The 20,076-nt window shown below is 55.3% G+C and carries 18 protein-coding genes; 6 read left to right on the forward strand and 12 right to left on the reverse strand.

The window, feature by feature from the left end:
• Positions 1-59 precede the first annotated feature (59 nt).
• Together B3075_RS00920 and B3075_RS00925 are read left to right on the forward strand one after the other, a co-directional pair.
• Positions 60-491 (forward strand): hypothetical protein, encoded by a 432-nt coding sequence (locus tag B3075_RS00920; RefSeq protein ID WP_290488670.1) that lies wholly within the window; start codon positions 60-62, stop codon positions 489-491.
• A gap of 524 nt (positions 492-1,015) precedes the next feature.
• A complete protein-coding gene (locus B3075_RS00925; RefSeq protein WP_290488671.1) occupies positions 1,016-1,972 on the forward strand; it encodes an acyltransferase family protein in 957 nt (318 codons plus the stop codon).
• A 55-nt stretch (positions 1,973-2,027) separates the two neighbouring features.
• Here the strand turns inward: B3075_RS00925 and B3075_RS00930 are convergent, their stop codons facing one another.
• The 3 genes from B3075_RS00930 to B3075_RS00940 form a co-directional block, all read right to left on the reverse strand.
• A complete protein-coding gene (locus tag B3075_RS00930; RefSeq protein WP_290488672.1) occupies positions 2,028-4,028 on the reverse strand; it encodes a family 20 glycosylhydrolase in 2,001 nt (666 codons plus the stop codon).
• A gap of 409 nt (positions 4,029-4,437) precedes the next feature.
• Positions 4,438-4,881 (reverse strand): DciA family protein, encoded by a 444-nt coding sequence (locus B3075_RS00935; protein WP_143245695.1) that lies wholly within the window; start codon positions 4,879-4,881, stop codon positions 4,438-4,440.
• Positions 4,882-4,953: 72 nt separating this feature from the next.
• Positions 4,954-5,187: a ferredoxin gene (locus B3075_RS00940; RefSeq protein ID WP_094137042.1), complete on the reverse strand. Its 234-nt coding sequence runs from the start codon at positions 5,185-5,187 to the stop codon at positions 4,954-4,956.
• A gap of 134 nt (positions 5,188-5,321) precedes the next feature.
• On the opposite strand from B3075_RS00940, the gene lnt reads away from it, so the two are divergent.
• A complete protein-coding gene (lnt, locus tag B3075_RS00945) occupies positions 5,322-7,214 on the forward strand; it encodes an apolipoprotein N-acyltransferase (RefSeq protein WP_179218512.1) in 1,893 nt (630 codons plus the stop codon).
• Here lnt and B3075_RS00950 read toward each other — a convergent pair.
• Together B3075_RS00950 and B3075_RS00955 are read right to left on the reverse strand one after the other, a co-directional pair.
• Positions 7,181-7,930, reverse strand: coding sequence for a phosphodiester glycosidase family protein (locus B3075_RS00950; RefSeq protein ID WP_290488673.1), 750 nt, complete (start codon positions 7,928-7,930; stop codon positions 7,181-7,183). The two genes, lnt and B3075_RS00950, sit on opposite strands and share 34 nt — an antisense overlap.
• A gap of 2 nt (positions 7,931-7,932) precedes the next feature.
• A complete protein-coding gene (locus B3075_RS00955; protein WP_290488674.1) occupies positions 7,933-8,844 on the reverse strand; it encodes a nucleotidyltransferase family protein in 912 nt (303 codons plus the stop codon).
• A 155-nt stretch (positions 8,845-8,999) separates the two neighbouring features.
• Here B3075_RS00955 and B3075_RS00960 point away from each other — a divergent pair, with 155 nt between their 5' ends.
• Positions 9,000-10,316: a bifunctional UDP-3-O-[3-hydroxymyristoyl] N-acetylglucosamine deacetylase/3-hydroxyacyl-ACP dehydratase gene (locus B3075_RS00960; protein ID WP_094137046.1), complete on the forward strand. Its 1,317-nt coding sequence runs from the start codon at positions 9,000-9,002 to the stop codon at positions 10,314-10,316.
• Positions 10,317-10,498: 182 nt separating this feature from the next.
• Here the strand turns inward: B3075_RS00960 and B3075_RS00965 are convergent, their stop codons facing one another.
• A complete protein-coding gene (locus B3075_RS00965) occupies positions 10,499-11,461 on the reverse strand; it encodes a PfkB family carbohydrate kinase (protein WP_179218513.1) in 963 nt (320 codons plus the stop codon).
• A gap of 307 nt (positions 11,462-11,768) precedes the next feature.
• Here B3075_RS00965 and crcB point away from each other — a divergent pair, with 307 nt between their 5' ends.
• On the forward strand, positions 11,769-12,137 hold the full coding sequence (crcB, locus tag B3075_RS00970) for a fluoride efflux transporter CrcB (protein ID WP_094137049.1): 369 nt from the start codon (positions 11,769-11,771) through the stop codon (positions 12,135-12,137).
• 238 nt (positions 12,138-12,375) lie between these two features.
• On the opposite strand, the gene B3075_RS00975 is transcribed toward crcB, so the two are convergent.
• From B3075_RS00975 to B3075_RS00990, 4 genes are all read right to left on the reverse strand, one after another.
• Positions 12,376-13,536, reverse strand: coding sequence for an iron-containing alcohol dehydrogenase (locus tag B3075_RS00975; protein WP_290488675.1), 1,161 nt, complete (start codon positions 13,534-13,536; stop codon positions 12,376-12,378).
• Between the two features lie 101 nt (positions 13,537-13,637).
• Positions 13,638-14,918, reverse strand: a complete 1,281-nt coding sequence (locus tag B3075_RS00980; protein WP_290488676.1) for a hypothetical protein — start codon at positions 14,916-14,918, stop codon at positions 13,638-13,640.
• Positions 14,919-15,394: 476 nt separating this feature from the next.
• Positions 15,395-16,282: a tyrosine recombinase gene (locus B3075_RS00985; RefSeq protein ID WP_290488677.1), complete on the reverse strand. Its 888-nt coding sequence runs from the start codon at positions 16,280-16,282 to the stop codon at positions 15,395-15,397.
• Positions 16,283-16,307: 25 nt separating this feature from the next.
• Positions 16,308-17,402, reverse strand: a complete 1,095-nt coding sequence (locus tag B3075_RS00990; RefSeq protein ID WP_297603047.1) for a DNA adenine methylase — start codon at positions 17,400-17,402, stop codon at positions 16,308-16,310.
• Between the two features lie 213 nt (positions 17,403-17,615).
• Between B3075_RS00990 and B3075_RS00995 the strand changes: the two genes are divergently transcribed.
• On the forward strand, positions 17,616-18,206 hold the full coding sequence (locus tag B3075_RS00995; RefSeq protein ID WP_290488679.1) for a hypothetical protein: 591 nt from the start codon (positions 17,616-17,618) through the stop codon (positions 18,204-18,206).
• 108 nt (positions 18,207-18,314) lie between these two features.
• On the opposite strand, the gene B3075_RS01000 is transcribed toward B3075_RS00995, so the two are convergent.
• Positions 18,315-19,322 (reverse strand): GGGtGRT protein, encoded by a 1,008-nt coding sequence (locus B3075_RS01000; RefSeq protein WP_094137057.1) that lies wholly within the window; start codon positions 19,320-19,322, stop codon positions 18,315-18,317.
• Positions 19,323-19,367: 45 nt separating this feature from the next.
• Positions 19,368-20,060 (reverse strand): iron-sulfur cluster assembly scaffold protein, encoded by a 693-nt coding sequence (locus B3075_RS01005; RefSeq protein WP_094137058.1) that lies wholly within the window; start codon positions 20,058-20,060, stop codon positions 19,368-19,370.
• Positions 20,061-20,076 lie beyond the last annotated feature (16 nt).

Genomic DNA, 20,076 nt, shown 5'->3' on the forward strand with positions numbered 1-20,076 from the left:
GGCCGCATAATTATCCGCCGCCCTGCTTAACAAGGGAAACCGGAAAGGAGAACCAGGACATGAAAATCAACAGGGCAAAACAACAGGAAAGCGTGGCCGTTTTCGGCCGTGAAACATCTCTCATACGGGATGTTCTGGACAATCTGGAACTGGAACATGCGCTGACGTGGCTATTGGAGGCCATCAGCCAACACCGGTCCGGAAAAATGGGCGGGGAATCATGGCATCTGTACCAGACCACGCTGTTCGCCATGTATGTGGACTATGGCAACGGTAAGGTGCGTCTGTCCGCCGCGCTGGCATGCCACGATGCGGATCTGGAAATGTCCTTGAAAGATTTTGTGGAGATATTGAGCCATGAAGCCGCCAAGGAGGCGGATCCTCTTCATTATACCCCCGGGAGTTCCGGCAAATGCATTCACCGATACCGCAATCCGTATTTGAAACGCAGGCGGCGGGACCGGGAACCGGATATCGGCTTTTATTCCTGAACCGTGTATTCTCTCCTTTCCGAAAGGCTGGATTCCATAGAAGAATCCAGCCTTTTTCGCTATTTCTGGAAGAGGCTTCCCATAGATGGACATGGGATAAAAATACGGTTTTTACGCTGACGGGAACGGCGGCAAACATGCGGCAGATGATATTTCCCGGAAATGACGGGTATTCGGGCAGCAGTTAAGAAATGCGATCCGTTCGGATAAATGGAAGATAAAGCCATGAATGTATGGGATAAATTGTATGAAGAAGGTCAACAGGACGGACGTATTTCCCCATTTATCAACGCAGGAGCGTATTTGATACAACCTCTCCGCTCGGAATGTGTGCAGAAAGAAATGCTGTTTGGCCTATAAGCAATAAATGCAAATATGGGGAAAATGCTTAATTTAATTCATTCTCAAGTATTTTCTCTAAGTGAGGCTTGCGAAGGTTAATAAGCTGTTTTTCGGAAATATTCCGTCTATAAAATCAATAAAAATAGTGCTTTTTCAGAACAATCATCCAGAATGAGGCAGTCATGACCGTCTTCCCCACGTCCGGTAAAGAAATTCACCCCCGTTTGCCTTGGGTGGAGATTGCTCGGTTGCTGGCGACGCTTGTGGTCATCATGCAGCACGTTCCTTCCGTGGCGTTTCCTCCCAACCAATGGCTGATTGGTCCGGCGCTGGCGACGTTTTTCCTGCTGGCGGGTTATTTTTCCGCCTCCGGCCTTGGGAATCAGGACTCCGGAACGTGGACGGCACGCCGCCTGATGGTTTTGCTGCGGCCCTATCTTTTCTGGTGCGCGGCCTATTGGCTGGCGGTCGGCATGCCTCTTGACCCCAATGCGCTCATTTCCGTGTTTGGGCTGGGAGCATGTCCCATGCTGACCCCGATGTGGTTTCTGAGAGACTTGATGATTTTTACCCTGGCTGCTTTTTTGTTCTCCCGTTTCCGTTCAGCTCTTTACGCCCTTGGCCTGTTCTGCCTGTTTCTGCACCGGTGGGATGACTCCCTGGCGTGGCCCAGCCCGTACATGTTCGGGGATTTTACGCTCGGTGTTATGCTGGCGTCTGCCGCCCCTGGCTGTCTGAACCGCTGGGGCAACATGCCCCTTGCCGTGCACACTTCCATTCTTTTAGCTTCTGCGGCCCTTGTATGGGCAAGCTGTGCAGACTCTTTCCTGATTCCGGACGGCTCTTATTCCGGATTGCTCGTTCTGGCCTTTCTCAGCTTCGGGATTATTGTGAAAGCCGTCAGCCCCGGCTGGTCGGAAAGGCTGTCCCTGTGGGCGTCCGGCAGCTTCTTCGTGTATTGTTCCCACATTTTCGTGCTGATCGTCCTGATAGGCGTAGAGAACTGTTTTCCCTCCCCATGGCCTGCCTGGGTGTGGTGGTGCCTGGTGCCTGCGGTTTATATGATGGCGCGGAGCGTTTACGTGTTTCTCAAGCGATATTTTCCCCGCTCTCTCGTCCTGATGACCGGGGGAAAATGACCTCTGGAATGATGGGACGGAACATGAAAAGGTCCGCGGGGAGAGAGTTCCATATTTACTTTGATGGCACCAGAGAGACGTCATCCTGTTTCTCTCTCCCGGGTTTGGCATAGCAGCTTGGGTCGGCAATCCAGCGGTCTCCGGCTTTTTTTACCGGAATGAAGCTGACTCCCCATGACTGGAATTCTCCCGTATACGGCTGTTCAATCAGGATTTTGTTTTCTCCGGCCTTTACCTGAAAGGAAACGGGAGGACGCGCCCACCAGAATTCTTCATTGTCAAAGGGGATTTCATTGGCAGGGGAATTCCAGGTGTGCTTTTCATAACGCCTCTGTCCCGCCAGCCTGCAGGTCTGGGGATTGTTCACTTCTTTTCCGTTCACCCATATTCTGGTTTCGCATTGGGACCATTCCCCGGCGGACGGAACCCCGGAACAGCGTCGCGTGGAACGGGCCGGCGCGTCAAATCCTGTCATGGCGTACATGGTCCCGGGCCTGGCCGCATAAAAAGTCGTTTCCGCCCAGGCTGTATTTCCCGGCTTGGTCTTGGAGAACAGGCCTTCCGCCCCTGCACGGGTACGGAAATACAAATTGCCTCCCCGGGCTCGGATGGGGTTCAGCCCTGCGGGAGATTTTCCTGCCAGCAGGCTGTTCCTTACTTCTTCCTGCCTGTCCTTCGGAACGGGACCGAATACGGTCCATTCCACAAAAGAATCCCGCCAATAGGGGAAGGGCCTGTTTCCGGCCAGGGCTTCCATACGCTTCTCGAACAGGGAAAAGGCCTGATAGGCCTCCGTATCTTTTTCAGGCAGTTTTCCGGCAAAGCGGGAACCATCCGCCGGCAACCCCTTCCAGCTGCGTTCCGCCATGGCGAACATGGCCGGCCACTGAGGGCTCTGAATGGGAATATTCTTTTTGTCCCCCACCCGGGTATCCGGCCACAGGCACTGAATGACTCCCAAAGAATGTTCGTCGCTCTTCACCGTTCCGCAGGGTTGGCGGAAGAAATTCCTGCGCACCAGAATGCCGGGGTCAAAGGAATTGACGTACCCTGCTGTGGAATCGAAATAGGGATTCTTCTGCCTGGCTGGATCCGGCAGACCTACGGAATTTTCGTCATTCCACAGCTGGGCATAACTGTCTCCGGACACAGGCAGGTCATTGTTGCCCGCCCATTGGATGGGCTGGCGTCCCAGGGATTTGACCTTGGCCGCCATCCGGTCCGCAAACTGCTTCCCGTTGGGGATGTGGATTTCATCAGCTCCAATGTGCAGGTAAGGAGACATTTCCACAGGAATTTCCCTGCAAAATTCTTCCAGCAGTTCTTCCAGAATCTTCATGCCCCTGGGGTCGTGCATCGGAAAGCCGAAGCAGTTTCTGAAATAAGTGCTGTGTCCAGGCATATCAATTTCCGGGATGATCTGGACGTGACGCGCCCTGGCATAGCGGAACAGGTCCCGGATCTGCTCGTAGGTGTAGGTGTCATTGACATCCCGGTTCTTGATCCGCTTGGAGGGATCATTCAAGACAGGATATTTTTTGCTCTGGATGCGCCATGCGGGATAGTCCGTCAGGTGCCAGTGGAAAGCATTCAGTTTCAGCCGCGCCATTTCGTCAATATCCGACTTGAGCGTTTCAATAGGCCGGAAATTGCGGCCTACGTCGTGCATGAAGCCGCGAATGGCGAATGCCGGGCTGTCCTTGATGTCGCAGCACGGGTAATTTCCCTTGGCTCCCAGCTGATCCAGCGTCCTGCGGGCATAGAAAACGCCCGAATCCGTAGCTGCCTTGATCAGGATCCCTCCGGGGCGAATCTGGAGTTCATAGCCTTCTTTTCCCAGCGATTGGGCCAGGGCAGGGTCCTTGTTAACGGAAACGGGTGCTTTTTTGGGGCATGTCCCTCTTTTCCAGTCCACCTGGGACGGAAAGGGAATGAGAGGAACCGGCGCGTCTTTTTCCTGCTGGAGGGAGTGGGGGGAAGTCCAATCTCCGTAGGAAGAAGGAAAACAAAGAGTCAGGCTTGACGTCAGCAGAAGGGCAGGGAGAGTAAATCGCATGTGATAACTATTACACTTAAATAAAAAACTCTCTTTCGTCAAATTTTTAATGTCGCGGCACACTGTTTTTCTATCTCCTCACCTTTTTCTTTCTTCTGGAGATCCAGACTTCCGCTCCGGTTGGAAAATAGAAATCAAGCCGTCACGAAGGGAATTCCGCTTTATCTGGAATAGTAATTACAGAATTTCCAAGCCTCTAAAAAACGCTATCGCAAAAAAACTGACAATTTTTCTTTTTCCTCCTTTTCATATGGGGGAAAATTATGGGGAAGGATAGAAAATTTACGATCCTAAGAAAAAGGAAAATCCATTTGACGGCGGATCAGAAATTCTGAAAGGTTTTCCGCATCCGTTATAATGCATGAAATGAGGATCAGGCATTTTGAAGAAATGCCGTGCGGCGGCAAAATTATCCTATCCGTATGCGGATGGAATGGACGGCATCCTTGCCGAACTGGTCCTTCAGTTTTCCCAGCAGGGCTCCCTGCCACTGCTGAAGATGGTAGCGCATGGCCGGTTGAAGCACCTGGATGGTGGCTACTCCCTTGACAATGGAAAGAAGGTTGGATTGCTGGCCCAGGAATGGCCCCGCAGCTTTCAGCCATCCTTCCCGGAGCAATTCGGGGTCCATGCCGTCGCCGTCCAGGGGAAGCCTGGACAGGATATCCCCCAGCAGGGACTCCGCCGTATGGAGGTTGCGTGTTTCACTGGCGGCGGGGGATATCTGGAACCAGTCCGCCAACGCCTGCCTCACCTCCTGCTCATCACGGGAAAGATAATCATACCGGACTGGGGAGGCGTAGGGATCCGGACGGTCCCTGTCCGGCGTGTAGGGAGACCAGGGGGAGGACATGGATGGAAAATAAAAGCCCGGAGCGTTGAATGCCAACAGCCCCGGGCGGTTAAAATAATATATGGAGAAATATTATTCGCCGTCGTCGCCAATCGCTTCCACGGGGCAGCCTTCCATGGCTTCCTCGCATGCGCTCAGCTCTTCGTCGTTTTCCGGCTGCTTCTTGACATAGGATACTCCTTCGTCGTCATCCCGTCCAAAGTTTTCCGGAGCGGTTTCGCGGCAAAGGTCGCAGTCAATGCAGGAACTGTCCACGTAAAACTTGCCGGGGACGTTTAGAGGTGTTTTTTCGTCGATATCTGCCATTGTGTATGATGGGTTGTATGAACTGAACCCACTATTTCCGCATTTGAATAAATTTTGCAATCTTTTTTGTTGCAGGAATGAGTCAGCATGGGGGACAATGGCGGCATTCCCGTTCCCGGAATAAAAGGCTTTTCATGATGAATACCCCACCTGCTTCCCTCCCTCGTCTCCTGCCCGTGTGGGCAGGGCTGCTGCTGGCCGCTTTTTCCGGAATTTTGATGGCCTGCGCCTTTATTCCGGTAGACTGGAGCGGGTGCGTATGGATAGGATTCCTGCCTTTGCTGACAGCCCTGTGGCACGGCCGCAGACGGGAGGGGAAAAGGGGAATGCTGGCGTACGCCCTGTATGGCTGGGTATTTGGCGTGGTATTTTACGGCATCTCCTTCTGGTGGGTCAATGAGGTCAGCACGCTGGGCTATATTCCCCTGATGATTTTTTACGGAGGCCTGTTTCCCTGCTTATGGGCTCTGGTCATGGGAGTGTTCTTCCGGCCGGCCGGCCGGCCGCTGCCTGATGCGAAGCTGGCGGCAAAGGAACGCCGGGCCGCCTGGAAAGCCTGGGCCATGGGCGACATATTGCCCAGCGCTTCCGCCGCTCTGGCGGGCGCCGCTTTATGGGTATGCCTGGAATGGGGGCGGGGCTGGCTGATACCGGGTTTCGGCTGGAACAATCTGGGCGTGGCCCTGTACGGAAATCCGCTGGCCCAATGGGCGGAATACCTTGGCGTGACGGCGCTGGCCTTTATTCCGGCCGTCTTTTCCGTCTGGCTCTGGCGTGTTTGCCGCCGTGCCGGAATCATGATTGTCCATGAAGGCAGACGGACCGTTCCCTGGGACTTTTTCATCCTGGTGGCGGTCCTTTTAACCATGTTTGTCGTCGGCGTGTTCTGGACGGCTCGTTACTCCCCCCAGTCTGCCGCGGTCATGGGAAACGGCAGGCTTACCGTTCCCGTCATGGCCGTGCAGCTGAATCTGAGCCAGAAGGAAAAATGGGATCCGGCCAATCGGGGAAGCATTTACCGGGCTTTGCTGGACATGACGGAACAGGGAATGCTGGACCTTCAAAACCGCGCTCTGGAACAGGCGGTCAAAGACGGCGCGGAAGCCTCCCTGGATATGCCGGCCTGGGTCATCTGGCCGGAAAGTTCCTTCCCCATTTCCACGTTTTACCGTGATTCCACTGGGGAACGCTTCCCCAATCAGGACAATGTCAACTTTCTGAGCGCGGAAGAGGATTACGTCCAGGCCCTTCGGAACGGGATATGCAATTTTATCCTGCTGACGGGCACGGATGATATTTACCTGTCTGATGAAGGGCGTGTGGCGCGGGCTTACAACTGCCTTACCGTCTTTGAGGGGGATTATTCCACAGCCCGTCCGCACGCCAAGGCCATGCTGGTTCCCTTCGGAGAATACATCCCTATGCGGGAAACATTCCCGTTTCTGGAAAAAGCCTTTGAGGCTTCCGCCGGAACTGCCATGGGCCTGAACTATACGCCCGGGTGTTCCTTCAATCCCGTTCCCGTGCCTATCCGCCCCGGAAGCTCTTCTACGGTGGGCGTTATTCCGCTGGTCTGCTTTGAGGATGTGGTGGGAAGCTGGGTGCGCCGCTTCGTCCGGCAGGAACCCCAGTTGATGGTGAACGTGACCAATGACGGGTGGTTCAACCGTTCCTGCGCCAATGAACAGCATTGGCGCAATGCGGCGTTCCGCTGTATTGAACTGCGGCGTTCCATGGTCCGTGCCGCCAATACCGGCGTAAGCGTGGCTCTGGCCCCCAATGGCGCGGTTATTGCGGATTTGAGGGATTCCTCCGGTTCGCCGTTTACCAGAGGGGTGATGACTGCCACATTGCCTGTGGGCTGTACGGAAATAACCCTGTACGCCATGCTGGGCGACTGGGCCGTTCTGGTTTGTTTCCTGGCGTTCGCGGTTCTGTTGCTGCGCAGGATAGGCGCCGGGAAACGTGTTCACGGCCCCGTGGAGGACGGCGTTTACCGGCGTTCCACGGGGGCTACGCCCAGATAATTCCTGACCTGTTTGAACGCAGGGTAGGAAATGCCTGTTTCATGGCACCAGAAGGCGGAAGACGAGCCGCCGTCCATATTCAGGGCCGTTTCCACCCGGAAATTCCCCAATGCTCCGGGAGTCGCCAGCCAAGCTGCCAGTTCCTTCAAAGTCAGGGAAGAGGAAACGCCGATGCACCACCTTTTTCCTCCGTCCGTGGCAATGAAGGTGCGGTAAGTGGACTTCTGCGCGTTAAGCCCTTTTACGGCGGAGCCGTTCTCCACCAGAAAGGGGCCTCCCTGAATGGCTGCCTGCGTGGCCGGAAGCTTTTTCATGCGTTTCAGCACGGAACTGCGGACCAGAGTCAATCCGCTTCTGCCTCCTTCATAAACGACCCCGGAAACGGCGAAAGACCCCGTAGCCAGCGGAGAAAGCCGTTTGCCGTCCTGAATGACCAGGCCCAGGGGAGTTCCCTCCGCGTCCGCACTGAAAAATCCTCCGTTGACGCCGGCCACGCAGGGGCTTTTCCTCATGGCCTTGTCCAGGGAGCCGTACCGGGGCGTTTTGACGCTTCCTTCGTCCCTCACCAGCAGACGGTGCGTATCAGAACGGAAAAAATACACGTTCAGCTTGTCCCGCATGGACAAAAAGCCGTCCTTCCTGGTGAAAACGCGGTGTTCCGCGTGAACCAGGCCGGAAAAGCACAACATCAGGGGAAGAAGGCGCAGCAAAAGCATGGTCAATGGCCGTTGGGGGAACAGTAGAAAATCCGGCGTTCCGCGCAGGTGCCTGAAGGCACGCGTACGCCCGGCCAGACAACGCAGCCTTGCAGGCGGCAGCCGTCCTCTACCGTTGCACCGGGACCTATCACGCAATTACCGTCCGCAAAGGAGTGGGGGGACACCCGGGCCCGGGGGTGGATGCGCGGAGCGGGGGAGGGAAAATCCAGATGAGCTTGAAGGTAGGCCTCCGGCGTTCCCATGTCCATCCACAACCCGTCATCCGCCAGAATGCCGCGCAGGCACCCTTCCCGGATGTAATCCAGAAACAGGGGAATGATGGAAACGGCCTCCCCGGAAGGGATGCGCCCGAATACTTCCGGCTCCATGCAGTACGCGCCGGTAAATTGGCAAGATCCGGGGTCGCGGTCCAGGGCGTACCTCATATCCGTCACCAGTCCGGAAGAAAAATCAAATCCCACGTTCTTCTTATCTCCGGAGGTGCGGAGGGCCAGCGTCACGGGAGGGCGGCGGTTCAAATGCTCTTCCAGAAGGCGGCCCAGATCAAATGTGGCCGCCATGTCTCCGTTCACCACCAGCAGCGGTTCTTCCGGGGAAGCCAGGGGCTCTATCTTTTTGACGCCGCCGCCGGAATCCAGCAGCACGGGTTCATGGCTGAAATGAACAGGGCAGCCGTTCCATGAGCGTTCAGGGAACACCTTATCCCAGGCCGCCGCCAGATGGTGGGTATTGATGATGAACTCCCGTATGCCGCAATCGTAGCATCGGCGCATGGAATGCAGAATAAGGGGTTCATGGAAAAAGGGAATCAGCGGCTTGGGCAGAATGCCGGTGAGAGGGCGCAGGCGGGTACCCAGCCCGGCGCCGAGAATAAACGCGCGGGAAATGCGGAGGCCTGCCGTGATGTGCATGGAACATCACTACCGGGTGAGCGGCGTTTTTTCAAGCGCCCTTTATCCACTTCTTTCCGGGATGACACGCCGGAATACCGTCTCTTCCCTGAATTTAAAGGAAAATCCGTGATTTCGTGCTTTCCAAACGGAAGCTCATTCACTAGCATCCCCGCATGGCATGTGGAAACCAAAGAACTGTCGGCTCTCCGGCCTCCCTGGCCGGTACCTCTTTGCATACGGGGCAGCCCGTTACCCTGACCCTGAAACCGGCTCCCGCCGACTTCGGCATTAAATTCCGCCGGGTGGACATTCCGGACCAGCCTTTCATCAGCGCGGATGTGGAAAAGGTGCAGACTGTGGAACGCGCCACCAGCCTGGCTGAAGGTTCCGTCAAGGTGCATACCGTGGAACACATCCTCTCCGCCCTCACGGGCATGGGCATTGACAACGCCGTCATTGAAATGGACGCCAACGAACCTCCCATCGGGGACGGCTCCTCGGCCCCCTACGTAGAACTGATCAAGCGCGCCGGCATCGTGGAACTGGATGTGCCGCGCCGCTATCTGGAAGTGCGCGAGGCCGTCACCATTGAAACCAAGGGCGGTTCCATCCTGACCATTCTCCCCTCCAAGCAATTCCGCGTTTCCGTCACCTGCGTGGGACCGGAAAACCGCATCACCCAGTACTTTGACGCGGTCATCACGCCAGAAACGTATGAAAAGGAACTGGCCCCGGCCCGCACCTTTACGTTCTACGAAGACATCAAGCCCCTGCTGGAAAAGGGCCTCATCAAGGGCGGCAGCCTGGAAAACGCCGTGGTCATCCGCGGAGAGGAGCTCATGAGCAAGGAACCCATGCGTTTCATCAATGAGTTCGCCCGCCACAAGGCCATGGACCTTATTGGGGACCTGACCCTGTGCGGCAAGCCCATTCTGGGCCACGTCATCGCCATCAAGCCGGGCCACGGCCCGAACACCGAACTCACGGCCAAGCTCAAGAAGGAACACCACCGCAACCAGCAGATGGCCCCCAATCCCGTCAACGTGCCGTACGGAGACGCCGTGCTGGACATTAATGAAGTAATGAGCCTTCTGCCGCACCGCTATCCTTTCCTGATGGTGGACCGCATTATCGGTTTTGAAGGAGAAACCAAGTGCCGGGGTCTGAAGAACCTGACCATGAACGAACTCTTTTTCCAGGGCCACTTCCCGGGCCATCCGGTCATGCCGGGCGTCCTCCAGGTGGAAGCCATGGCCCAGGTGGCCTCCATCGTCATGCTGCGCCAGCCCGGCAATGCCAGCAAGCTCGGCTATTTCATGAGCGCGGACAAGGTAAAATTCCGCCGCGTCGTGGTTCCCGGCGATACGCTCATCATTGAAGCGGAACTGACCAAGATGCGCGGAAACATCGGCCAGGCGACGGCACGCTGCCTGGTGAACGGCCAGGTAGTTTCGGAAGCCGAGCTTAAATTCGGCCTTCAGGATGCTTGATCCCGCCGACAGCATCCCCTGTTTTTACGAAAACCCCGGCTGTGCATGCCACGCCGGGGTTTTTCATGTTCCGCATCCTGGCTTTCTTTACCTGAACATTCCGGACAGCCCGCAAAAACGGAGACCGGAAAACGAACCATGAAGGGCGGCATTTCCTCCTTTTCAGGGGATCTGATCCCGTCTTAACAGTCACTTGCGGAAAAGAGGCGGATATCAGGCAGGCGGCACATCTCCGCGTACTCTTCAAGACGGCGGCGAAAAGTCTCTTTGGTCATGGAAAGAAGGGCGTCTGCCGAAAAGGACTCGCAGGTGAAGGAGGCCGCCACCGTTCCGTACACAATCCCCTTCTTCACTTCCTCAAACGGAGGAAGGCCGGGAGGCAGGGTGGACAAATAGCCGGCCAGAGCCCCCAGGAACGTATCCCCCGCACCGGTGGGGTCCACCAGTGTTTTCAGAGGATAGGCGGGACAACGGAACATCCGGAGATTCCCGCCGGCATCCCGGCCCAGAAGCGTGGCCCCGTATTCCCCCTGTTTCACCACTGCGTACGCGGCGCCTTTGGAAAGCAGGAATTCCCCGGCTTCCATGACGGTGGACGCCTGGGCATATTCCTTCGCCTCATCCTCATTCATCATGGTGATATGGGAACGGCTGATCACGGCATCCAGCAATTCCGGCTGGCGGCGCAGCCACTTGTCCATGGAATCGGAAAGTACCAACGCCGCGTCCGGACATTGTTCCATGCACTTGAGCTGCTGGGCCGGAACCATGCAGCAGCAAACCAGCACCGGATGGTTCCTCAAAGGCTCCGGAACGTGCACATTCCATTCCAGCATCACGGCATCATTGGCACAAACGGTCCTCCGCTTGTTCATATTGTCAAAATATTCCCCGGTCCAGGCAAAAGAAGGCCCTTTCTTGCGTTCTACACCGTTCATGCACACCCCTTTAGCCTCAAGGGCCGCTTCATAATGGGCGGGGAAATCCTCCCCGATGATGCTGACGGCATCCACGCGGTCGGCAAACAAAAGGGCAGCCACGGCCGCAAAGGAAACGGAACCGCCCAGAACACCGTCCGCCCTGCCGCCGGGAGTAAGGATGGTATCAATTCCGATGGTTCCGGTAACGAGAAGGGGCAGGGACATGGAAAAAAGGAAATACGGTTTTACCCTGCAATCAAGAACAAAAAGGCTGGCGATATGGAAAAAACAGGGTATTTTATCCGCACACGTTAAAGGAAATGGTTCTGCCGGCATACAGACCGACAGCTTCCGCAGAAATCTTGTTTCCGGTAAAGGGTTTCACCAGGCGGCACGAACGTTTCCAAACCAGTTTTCGGGAACGCAGCCAGCAACCCTTTCATGGACAAGAAGCCGCAGCCCGTCTTTCCCGGCAGATTTCGGCGCTGCTCCGAAACTTTATTCCCCATTAAAACATAGAAAAAGCCGCTATATGATGAAAATGCTGATGATAGTGGGCCTGGGAAGCTTTGCGGGCGGTGTATTGCGTTTCCTGCTGTCCCGTTTCGTCCAGGTCAATTCGGCAAGTTCGTTCCCCTGGGGTACGGCGGCAGTCAACCTGCTGGGATGTTTTATCCTGGGCGCCCTCTACGGTTTGTTCGACCGGAACCTGCCGCATACGGAAACGCGGCTCTTTCTTACCGCAGGCCTGTGCGGCGGTTTCACCACCTTTTCCACGCTGATGAATGAATCCTTCCTGCTGTTGAAGGAAGGGAACTTCTCCGCCTTCTTCCTTTACACCCTCATCAGTTTTGCCGGGGGGCTCCTGGCCATTGGCCTGGGCTATCTGGCCGCCCGATAAGAGAACAACATGGCAACCCCGGCGCGACACATGTCCAGCCGCGTTGTTTTACAGGGGAACTGCTGCAATGGAAAATGGACAGCCAACCGAACCATGCTCCTTCTCTATAGGGAATGCCCCGGCATGACGGAAATAGCCGGCATTCCTGAACGCATCGGAACGGCAACAATCTTTTGCCGGACGGGCTGCCATGCAAGAAAGCTGCCCGCCCGGCCTGCGTTTCCTCGACGGCTTGTTTCTAGGAATAGGATTTTTCCAGGATGCTGACCACGTCCGCCGGAGTCAATTTGCAACGGTCCATCTCAAACAGATTGCCCATGGTGGAAAAAGCCGTTTTAGCGTATTCATCAAATAAATCCGGGGTAATGCCGAACTCGGACATCTTCAGCTTGTCCACGCCGCAGGCTTCCTTCAGTTTGTTCAAGCCGTTCAGGAAACCGTCCACCGAGGCTTCCTGCCCCATGGCCGCGGCAACTCTTGCGTAACGTTCCGGGCAGGAGGGCGCGTAGGCTTCATGGTAGGCCCAGGAAATCATGATTAACCCCGCGCCGTGGGGCAGGGAAGGATGGAAGGCGCTGAGGGCATGTTCAATGGAATGTTCCGACGTACAGCAGGAAATGGTTTCCACAAATCCGGAATAGGTATTGGCCAGAGCCACATAGGCGCGCGCCTCCAGGTCATCCCCGTTATTCACGGCGCGCGGAAGATATTTGGCAATGTATTCAATGGCCTGGAGCGCAAACATGTCCCCCATGGGAGAGGCGATTGTGGCCATATATCCCTCCACGGCATGAAACAGGGCGTCAAATCCCTGGTATGCCGTTAATTTGGGAGGTACGGAAAGCATCAACTCCGGATCGACGATAGACATGGTGGGGAAAGTACCCCTGCAGCCGAAACCGATTTTTTCCTGCGTGTCCTCCTTTGTAATGACGGTCCACGGATCCGCCTCCGTTCCGGTTCCCGCCGTAGTGGTAATGCAGACGATGGGAAGAGGTTTGTTGGGAATGGGAAGCCCCTTGCCGGAACCGCCCTGGATGTAATCCCAGTAGTTCCCGGGATTGGCTGCCATCACGGCGATGCTCTTGGCGGAATCCATGCTGCTGCCCCCGCCCAGGCCGATGACGAAATCACACCCCGTTTCCCTGGCTAGGGAGGCGGCTTCCATCACGTGCTCCACCACGGGGTTGGGCTGCACCTTGTCGAAAACGACGCTTTCCACTCCCTGGCTTTTCAAAAGAGCCTGCACGCGGTCCAGATATCCGAGGCGTTTGACGGACGTGCCGCCGATGACGATCAGGGCCTTGGCGCCGGGCAGGGGAGCGGAACCAAGATTGTCCAAAGAACCCGCGCCGAAGAAGATTTGCGCGGGCATGAAAAATTGAAATGGCTGATACATGCCCTTACTGTATAAAACGGCAGTTCCGGACGTCAAGGATGCTCTGTGCATTCCATGAACAGGGAAACCGCCGTTCGGGCAGCATCTTTGTCTGAAGAACGTTAAACGTCTTCAAAAAAATCGTCGCTCCGGGTTGGATCCGGTTTGGGCGGTGACGGCACATCCGTTCCAATGGCGCCGGGATCATCCATTTCACGACTGGTCGTGATCGTGGTGGAGGGCGTCTTCCTTTTGGGCGCGCGCACGGCAGGGCGCGGAGCAGGGGATGAAGCGGAACCGTCAGCCATGCTCCCTTCTTCCGGAGAATCAATCATGCTCTTCATGCTCTGAATCAGTTTATCCCGGAGGGTGCGGATACCCTGTTCCCGGCGCACGGGATCCACTGTCGTCCGGATGAGCGTCATCATATTCCTCGTGGCGTTTGCCTGGTCTCCCAAGTCGAAGCAATCAAGTTCGCAGCGCCAGCGCAGCCGATCCAGAACGGCGGCTCCCTGCTCGTCAAATTCGTCTTCGGACGCATTGGCGATGCGGCCCTGCATGCCGGACTTCTTGCCGGAGGAAATGGCGTGGCTGATTTTTCCCAGAGCCACTTCCATGGAAATTCTCTTGTTCCATGCCTGCCTGAGGGCAGGGAGGTTGCGGGTCTTCCGGTATCCGGTAAAGAACAGTTTGTCAAAAATCTCATCCCGGTTCTTCATGGAATCAGGGAAAGCCTTGGAAGACATGCTGCTGATGCCCAGGGCCTCACCCACTTCCGTATTCAGGACGGATTGTTCCGCAATACGGGCGCCGGCTTTTCCGGCCGCTCCATTATTATTTTTGGAAGAGGAAGGGTCGATAAAATCAGGGTCTGAGCAGGCGGACAGGTAGGCATTCAGCAAATCCATGGCCGGCTTCTGGAACTCCGTAACATCCAGGATTTCCTCCGCTGTTCCGCCGGAGGAATGGGAAGTGGCGTTCATTAAATTTTCCTTAAGGCGCGCCTTGAGGACGAGAACACCCCATTGATATTGAATCATTAATCCTTTACGGGCATTTTTATCCTGGTACTTCTTCGCTTCACGGTCCATCCAGTCCTTCATGGAATTGGAGGCGATTTTGGCGCTCTTTCCCTGGCTCCTGTCCTTTTCCTTTTCTGTTTCCATCAGAAATTTCTTGGACTGGATCAGCAGGTCATATGCGGCGCCGGGATCCCTGCCGGCGGAATTCAGTTTGCTGATAGCGGCATTGATCACTTTGGTTTCCGCAGACCTGTTCAGAGCGAGCAGATTATCCAAATCCTTGATTACCTTCTTCTTGGCATCGTTATCCATGTACTGAGCATAACAAAAGGAACCCAGGCTGAGGCCCCCGACCAGGCAAAGAGAAACGAAAGTATTCATGCTTTTTTTATTATGAAGGATGAAAGGTGATCTGGCAAGAGAGAAGCGGAGGGAAAGATTCGCCTCAGTAGAAAAAAGGATAGGCCGAAGTGGAACAAAAATGAGTAATGGATGAATGATTTCCATTCAGAACAGAACAGGCAGCGGGTCATTCGTTCCACGCCCGGATTTACGAGTAAAAAAAGTCCTCGGAATATGAATCTGGTAACATCCTTGATAAGCAGGGAATCTTATTTCCTGCCATCTTTTTTGGGGATGCGTCAAACGGGGGCTTCCGGAGACGGGATTGTTCTTTCACACATAACCGGAGCAAGTGGGACATATATTTCTCTCTGTATTTATACTTCGCATAATATATGTAATGCAAAATATAATACCGGTAAAATAATTCTCCGTCCATTAATAGTTAAATGATTATGATGTGATTGGAAGAATGCGAAAAAACGTGGCATGGAAATAAGGAAGAAATAGCGTTCCTATCCTCTGGGATGAAAACGGTGATGAATCGAATTCAGCCGCTGCTGCTCCAAATGCGTATAGATCTGAGTGGTGGAAATATCGGCATGACCCAGCATCTCCTGAATAATGCGCAGATCCGCTCCGTTTTCCAGAAGATGCGTGGCAAAGGAATGACGCAGGATGTGCGGGAAAACATGCTGTTCCAGTCCTGCGGCTCTGGCGCGTTCCCGGAGAATTTGGCGGACCCGCTCCCTTGTCAACGGACGGCCGCGTACCGTCAGGAAGATATGGTTTTTCGTTCCCGTCCTGACCAGTTTTGGTCTTCCTTTTTCCAAATACATTTGCAAAGCATCCAAGGCGGACCTCCCTATGGGCACCAGCCGGGTTTTATCCCCCTTCCCCAGCACGCGGACAAAAGCTTCATCTTTATCAAAACTCTCTAATTTGCAGTTGATTATTTCGCTAACACGCATCCCGCAAGCGTAGATCATTTCCAGGAGGGTCCTGTCTCTACACCCTAGAGGAATATCTTGAACATCAATGCTTTCAAGAAGATTTGAGACAGTTTTCTGATCCAGCACATGGGGAAGCGACAGCCCCTGCCGGGGCATTTCCAGAAATGCGGAAGGATCTTTTTCCAATATTCCCGTTCCGGCCAGCCACCGGAAAAAAATACGCAAATGCACCATTTCCACCCGCATGGAGCTGCGGGCCATCCCCCGGTCCTGCAAATGCCGCAGAAATGCCGAAAGCGTATCGATGCCCGCTTGGGCAAGACCAGTATCTTCCGTTTCCAGAAACCGGGCGAATTCCTCCAGCGTCTGCCTCACGGAAAGCTGGTAGGCGGTACTCAAGCCTTTCTCCGCGGCCAGAAAACGGATGAAGCGTTCCAAATGGGTCTGCATGGAGGCTTGCCTTTCCTGTCATCTGTTAGAACCGTTCCACCAGGAACAGGAATTCCGTCACGTTCTGAGGACGGTTTCTGAAATTCCGGCTGCCCCGGAATGCGGCGTACGGCGTTTCCAGCGTAACGGTACGGCCCAGTCGTCCGAGGAAACCGGTCATTTCCTCATAGTTAATAAACCCCTCAGAACTGTAGGAAAGCAAAATAAATTTGGACGGACAATCCTCCAACAGACGGAACAGGGCCTCCGGAGCATGCTGGCGGCTGTTGTACGTGGAGCGTTTCCAATCTGCGGGAATGCCGGAAACCCGGCTGGTTTCCTCCGGCTTTTCATAAGAAGACAGCAAATTCAGCATGAAATAATTGGACCCGTACGGATGCTGGTTATAGGGAGGGTCCAGATACACCACATCCATTTCCGGCAGCTCGGCAGCCAATTCATTGGCATCGCGGCAATGGATGGAATACTGGCAGTCAAACCGGGAAAACACGGGAAACGGCAGCGAAATGTCTCCCAGAATGCGGGAAAGGGCGTTGCCTCCCGTTCCCCCGAATTTGCCGATTCCGTTCCTGTCTTTGTAAAAGCCTTTGAATACGCCGGACGTGTTTGTGTGAATGGAAGCTTCCGCCAGAAGAGGCGCGATAAAATAGGGCCTGACTTCTGCCGGAAGCAAATTGATGGTCTGCCTCGCCGTATCCAGGTACACGGCGTTGCGGCGCGTATAAAAAACGCGGTCATCCGCCGTGATGCAGTCCGGATTTCTGGGGGCGTACAGTTCCGTGATGAAGCCAGGGGATTCATGCGTTTCCATATACCGCAGCAGGCGTCTGTAATGCCTGTCCAGCTCCAGATTCTCTACTTCCTCCGCATTGCTCAGGTAACAGGTATTGACGATCCGGCTGTATTCCTCCAGATCATTGACGATCAACTCTTCCGAATGCTGTTTCAGAAAACGCGCCACGATGCCGCTGCCGGAAAAAAGATCCCCTGCTTTCAGCCGTTCCTTACCCAGGCGTTTTTTCACCTGTTCCAATCCCGTTCCCAGGAAATGAAGCAGGGAACGCTTATTGCCCAGATACGTTACAATTTGTTCCGTCAGGAATCTGGGATCTTCCTCCATCTGCGGAGCTGGAAGGGATGATGGCGCGTTCCGGGTCATATAGCAGGTCTAAACCATCATACGGCACTCCCGCCTTTCCGTCAAGTTGTGCCGGGGTTCGGAATGGAGAACATTTCCTCTTCTCCGCAAGGGAAACGGGGTTCTGCCCTGCGCAAAACATGCCGGAAGAAAGGCCTTTCCAAAACGGAGAATCATGTTATCGTGCCAACAATCATGAAAAGACATCTTCTATCCTGTTCCCTGCTCTGCATGTTCCTGGCGGCAGCAACGGCCCTTGGCGATCCCGGAGACGCTTTTTACGAAGCCAACCTTTCCCTGATGCGCGCGGCACGGCAGGAGAAGGAGGGAGATTATAAGGCCGCCCTGGAAAGCGGCAAGAAAGCGGCTCAGTTGCTCCAGTCCCTGAAAGCATCCGAGCCTGAATGGAATCCGGAATGGGTGGACGGCAAACTGGATGCCGCCGCGCAGCTGCAGCGACGCGTGGAACCTCTGGCGCAAAAAGCCGGAACTCCCCAAAAGGCGGATTATTCTCTGAGACCGGGAGAACAAAGGGATTTCACCCTGCAACGCGCCTATAAGGCCCATGAACGGCAAAAAACGGTTGTCGGAACCGTTCCTGTTCTCCCGTCTTCCCACGGAACGCAACCGGAAAAAACGGTTGCTCCCGCTTCTTCTTCCCGTCCGGAAATCCGCTCCGTCAAGCCGGCAGCTTCCAGGCCGGAATCCATTTCCAGAAGATCCGTTCCTTCGCGCGGGCTTCCTCCCCGAACAGACCGGGCCAGCAGATTCCGTATCGGAAGCTGATGCGGAAACAAAAAGGCAGGAATAGGCCTATCTCCTTTTTTCAACTGCTAAAAGAGCCGCTTTCCCGGTTTGGGAAAGCGGCTCTGCGATTTTTGATCAGCTGCGCGCTCAGGCGTTCTGCTTGGCGGCTTCTTCAACAGCCACGGCCACCGCTACGGAAGCGCCGACCATCGGGTTGTTGCCCATGCCGATGAGGCCCATCATTTCCACATGGGCGGGCACGGAGGAAGAACCGGCGAACTGGGCGTCGGAGTGCATGCGGCCCATGGTGTCAGTCATGCCGTAGGAAGCGGGACCGGCAGCCATGTTGTCCGGGTGCAGGGTACGGCCCGTACCGCCGCCGGAAGCCACGGAGAAGTATTTTTTGCCCTTCTCATTGCATTCCTTCTTGTAGGTGCCGGCTACCGGGTGCTGGAAGCGGGTGGGGTTGGTGGAGTTCCCGGTAATGGAAACGTCCACGCCTTCATTCCACATGACAGCCACGCCTTCGCGCACATCATCGCAGCCATACACGCGCACGGCGGCCTTGGGGCCCTTGGAGAAAGCTTTCTCCTGGATGATATTCAGCTTGCCCGTGGCGTAGTCGAACTTGGTTTGCACATATGTAAACCCGTTGATGCGGGAGATGATGTACGCGGCATCCTTACCGAGGCCGTTCAGGCAGACGCGGAGATCCTGCTTGCGGACGCGGTTGGCGGACTTGGCAATGCCGATGGCGCCTTCAGCGGCGGCAAAGGATTCGTGCCCGGCCAGGAAACAGAAGCATTCCGTTTCATCGCGCAGGAGCATGGCGGCCAGGTTGCCGTGGCCCAGGCCCACCTTGCGTTCATCCGCAACGGAGCCGGGAATGCAGAAGGACTGAAGACCTTCTCCGATGGCTTCAGCGGCGTCGGCGGCTTTCGTGCAGCCCTTCTTAATGGCGATGGCGGCTCCCACCACATAGGCCCAGCCGGCGTTTTCAAACGCGATGGGCTGAATGCCGTTCACAATTTCACGGGGGTTGATTCCCTTGGAAAGGCAGAGTTGTTCCGCTTCTTCAATGGAGCTGATGCCGTATTTGGCCAGGGCTTCATTGATCTGCTTGATGCGGCGGTCGTAGGATTCGAAAAGAGGCATAATAGTAATATTGCTTGAAGTTAAGATACTCTTTTTAATTCAATCTCATTCGTGACGAGGATCGATGTACTTGGCGGCCTCGTCGAAACGACCGTAGTTGCCCGTGCATTTGGCGACGGCTTCGTTGGCGTCCACGCCCTTCTTGATCATTTCCATCATCGGCCCCATGCGTACAAATTCGTAGCCGATGATTTCACCGTCTTCATCCAGGGCAAGCTTGGTAATGTAGCCTTCAGCCATTTCCAGATAACGGGGCCCCTTGGCGCGGGTGCCGTACAGAGTGCCGATCTGGGAGCGGAGCCCCTTGCCGAGGTCTTCAAGACCGGCGCCGATGGGAAGTCCTCCTTCAGAGAAGGCGCTCTGGGTGCGGCCGTACACGATCTGCAGGAACAGTTCGCGCATGGCGGTGTTGATGGCGTCGCACACGAGGTCCGTGTTCATTGCTTCCAGTAAGGTCTTGCCGGGCAGGATTTCCGCAGCCATAGCGGCGGAGTGGGTCATGCCGGAGCAACCGCTGGTTTCCACAAGTGCTTCTTCAATAATGCCGTTTTTGACATTCAGCGTCAGTTTGCAAGTGCCCTGCTGGGGAGCGCACCAGCCCACGCCGTGGGTCAGGCCGGAGATATCCGTGATTTCCCTGGATTGCGTCCAGTTGCCTTCCTGCGGGATAGGGGCCGGACCATGGTTGCAGCCTTTCTTGACGCAACACATTTGTTCGATTTCGTGTGTAAACTGCATGGTATTAGGATGTTAA

It is taken from the genome of Akkermansia sp. UBA7090, from assembly GCF_002493465.1.
Taxonomy (GTDB): Bacteria; Verrucomicrobiota; Verrucomicrobiia; order Verrucomicrobiales; family Akkermansiaceae; genus Akkermansia; species Akkermansia muciniphila_A.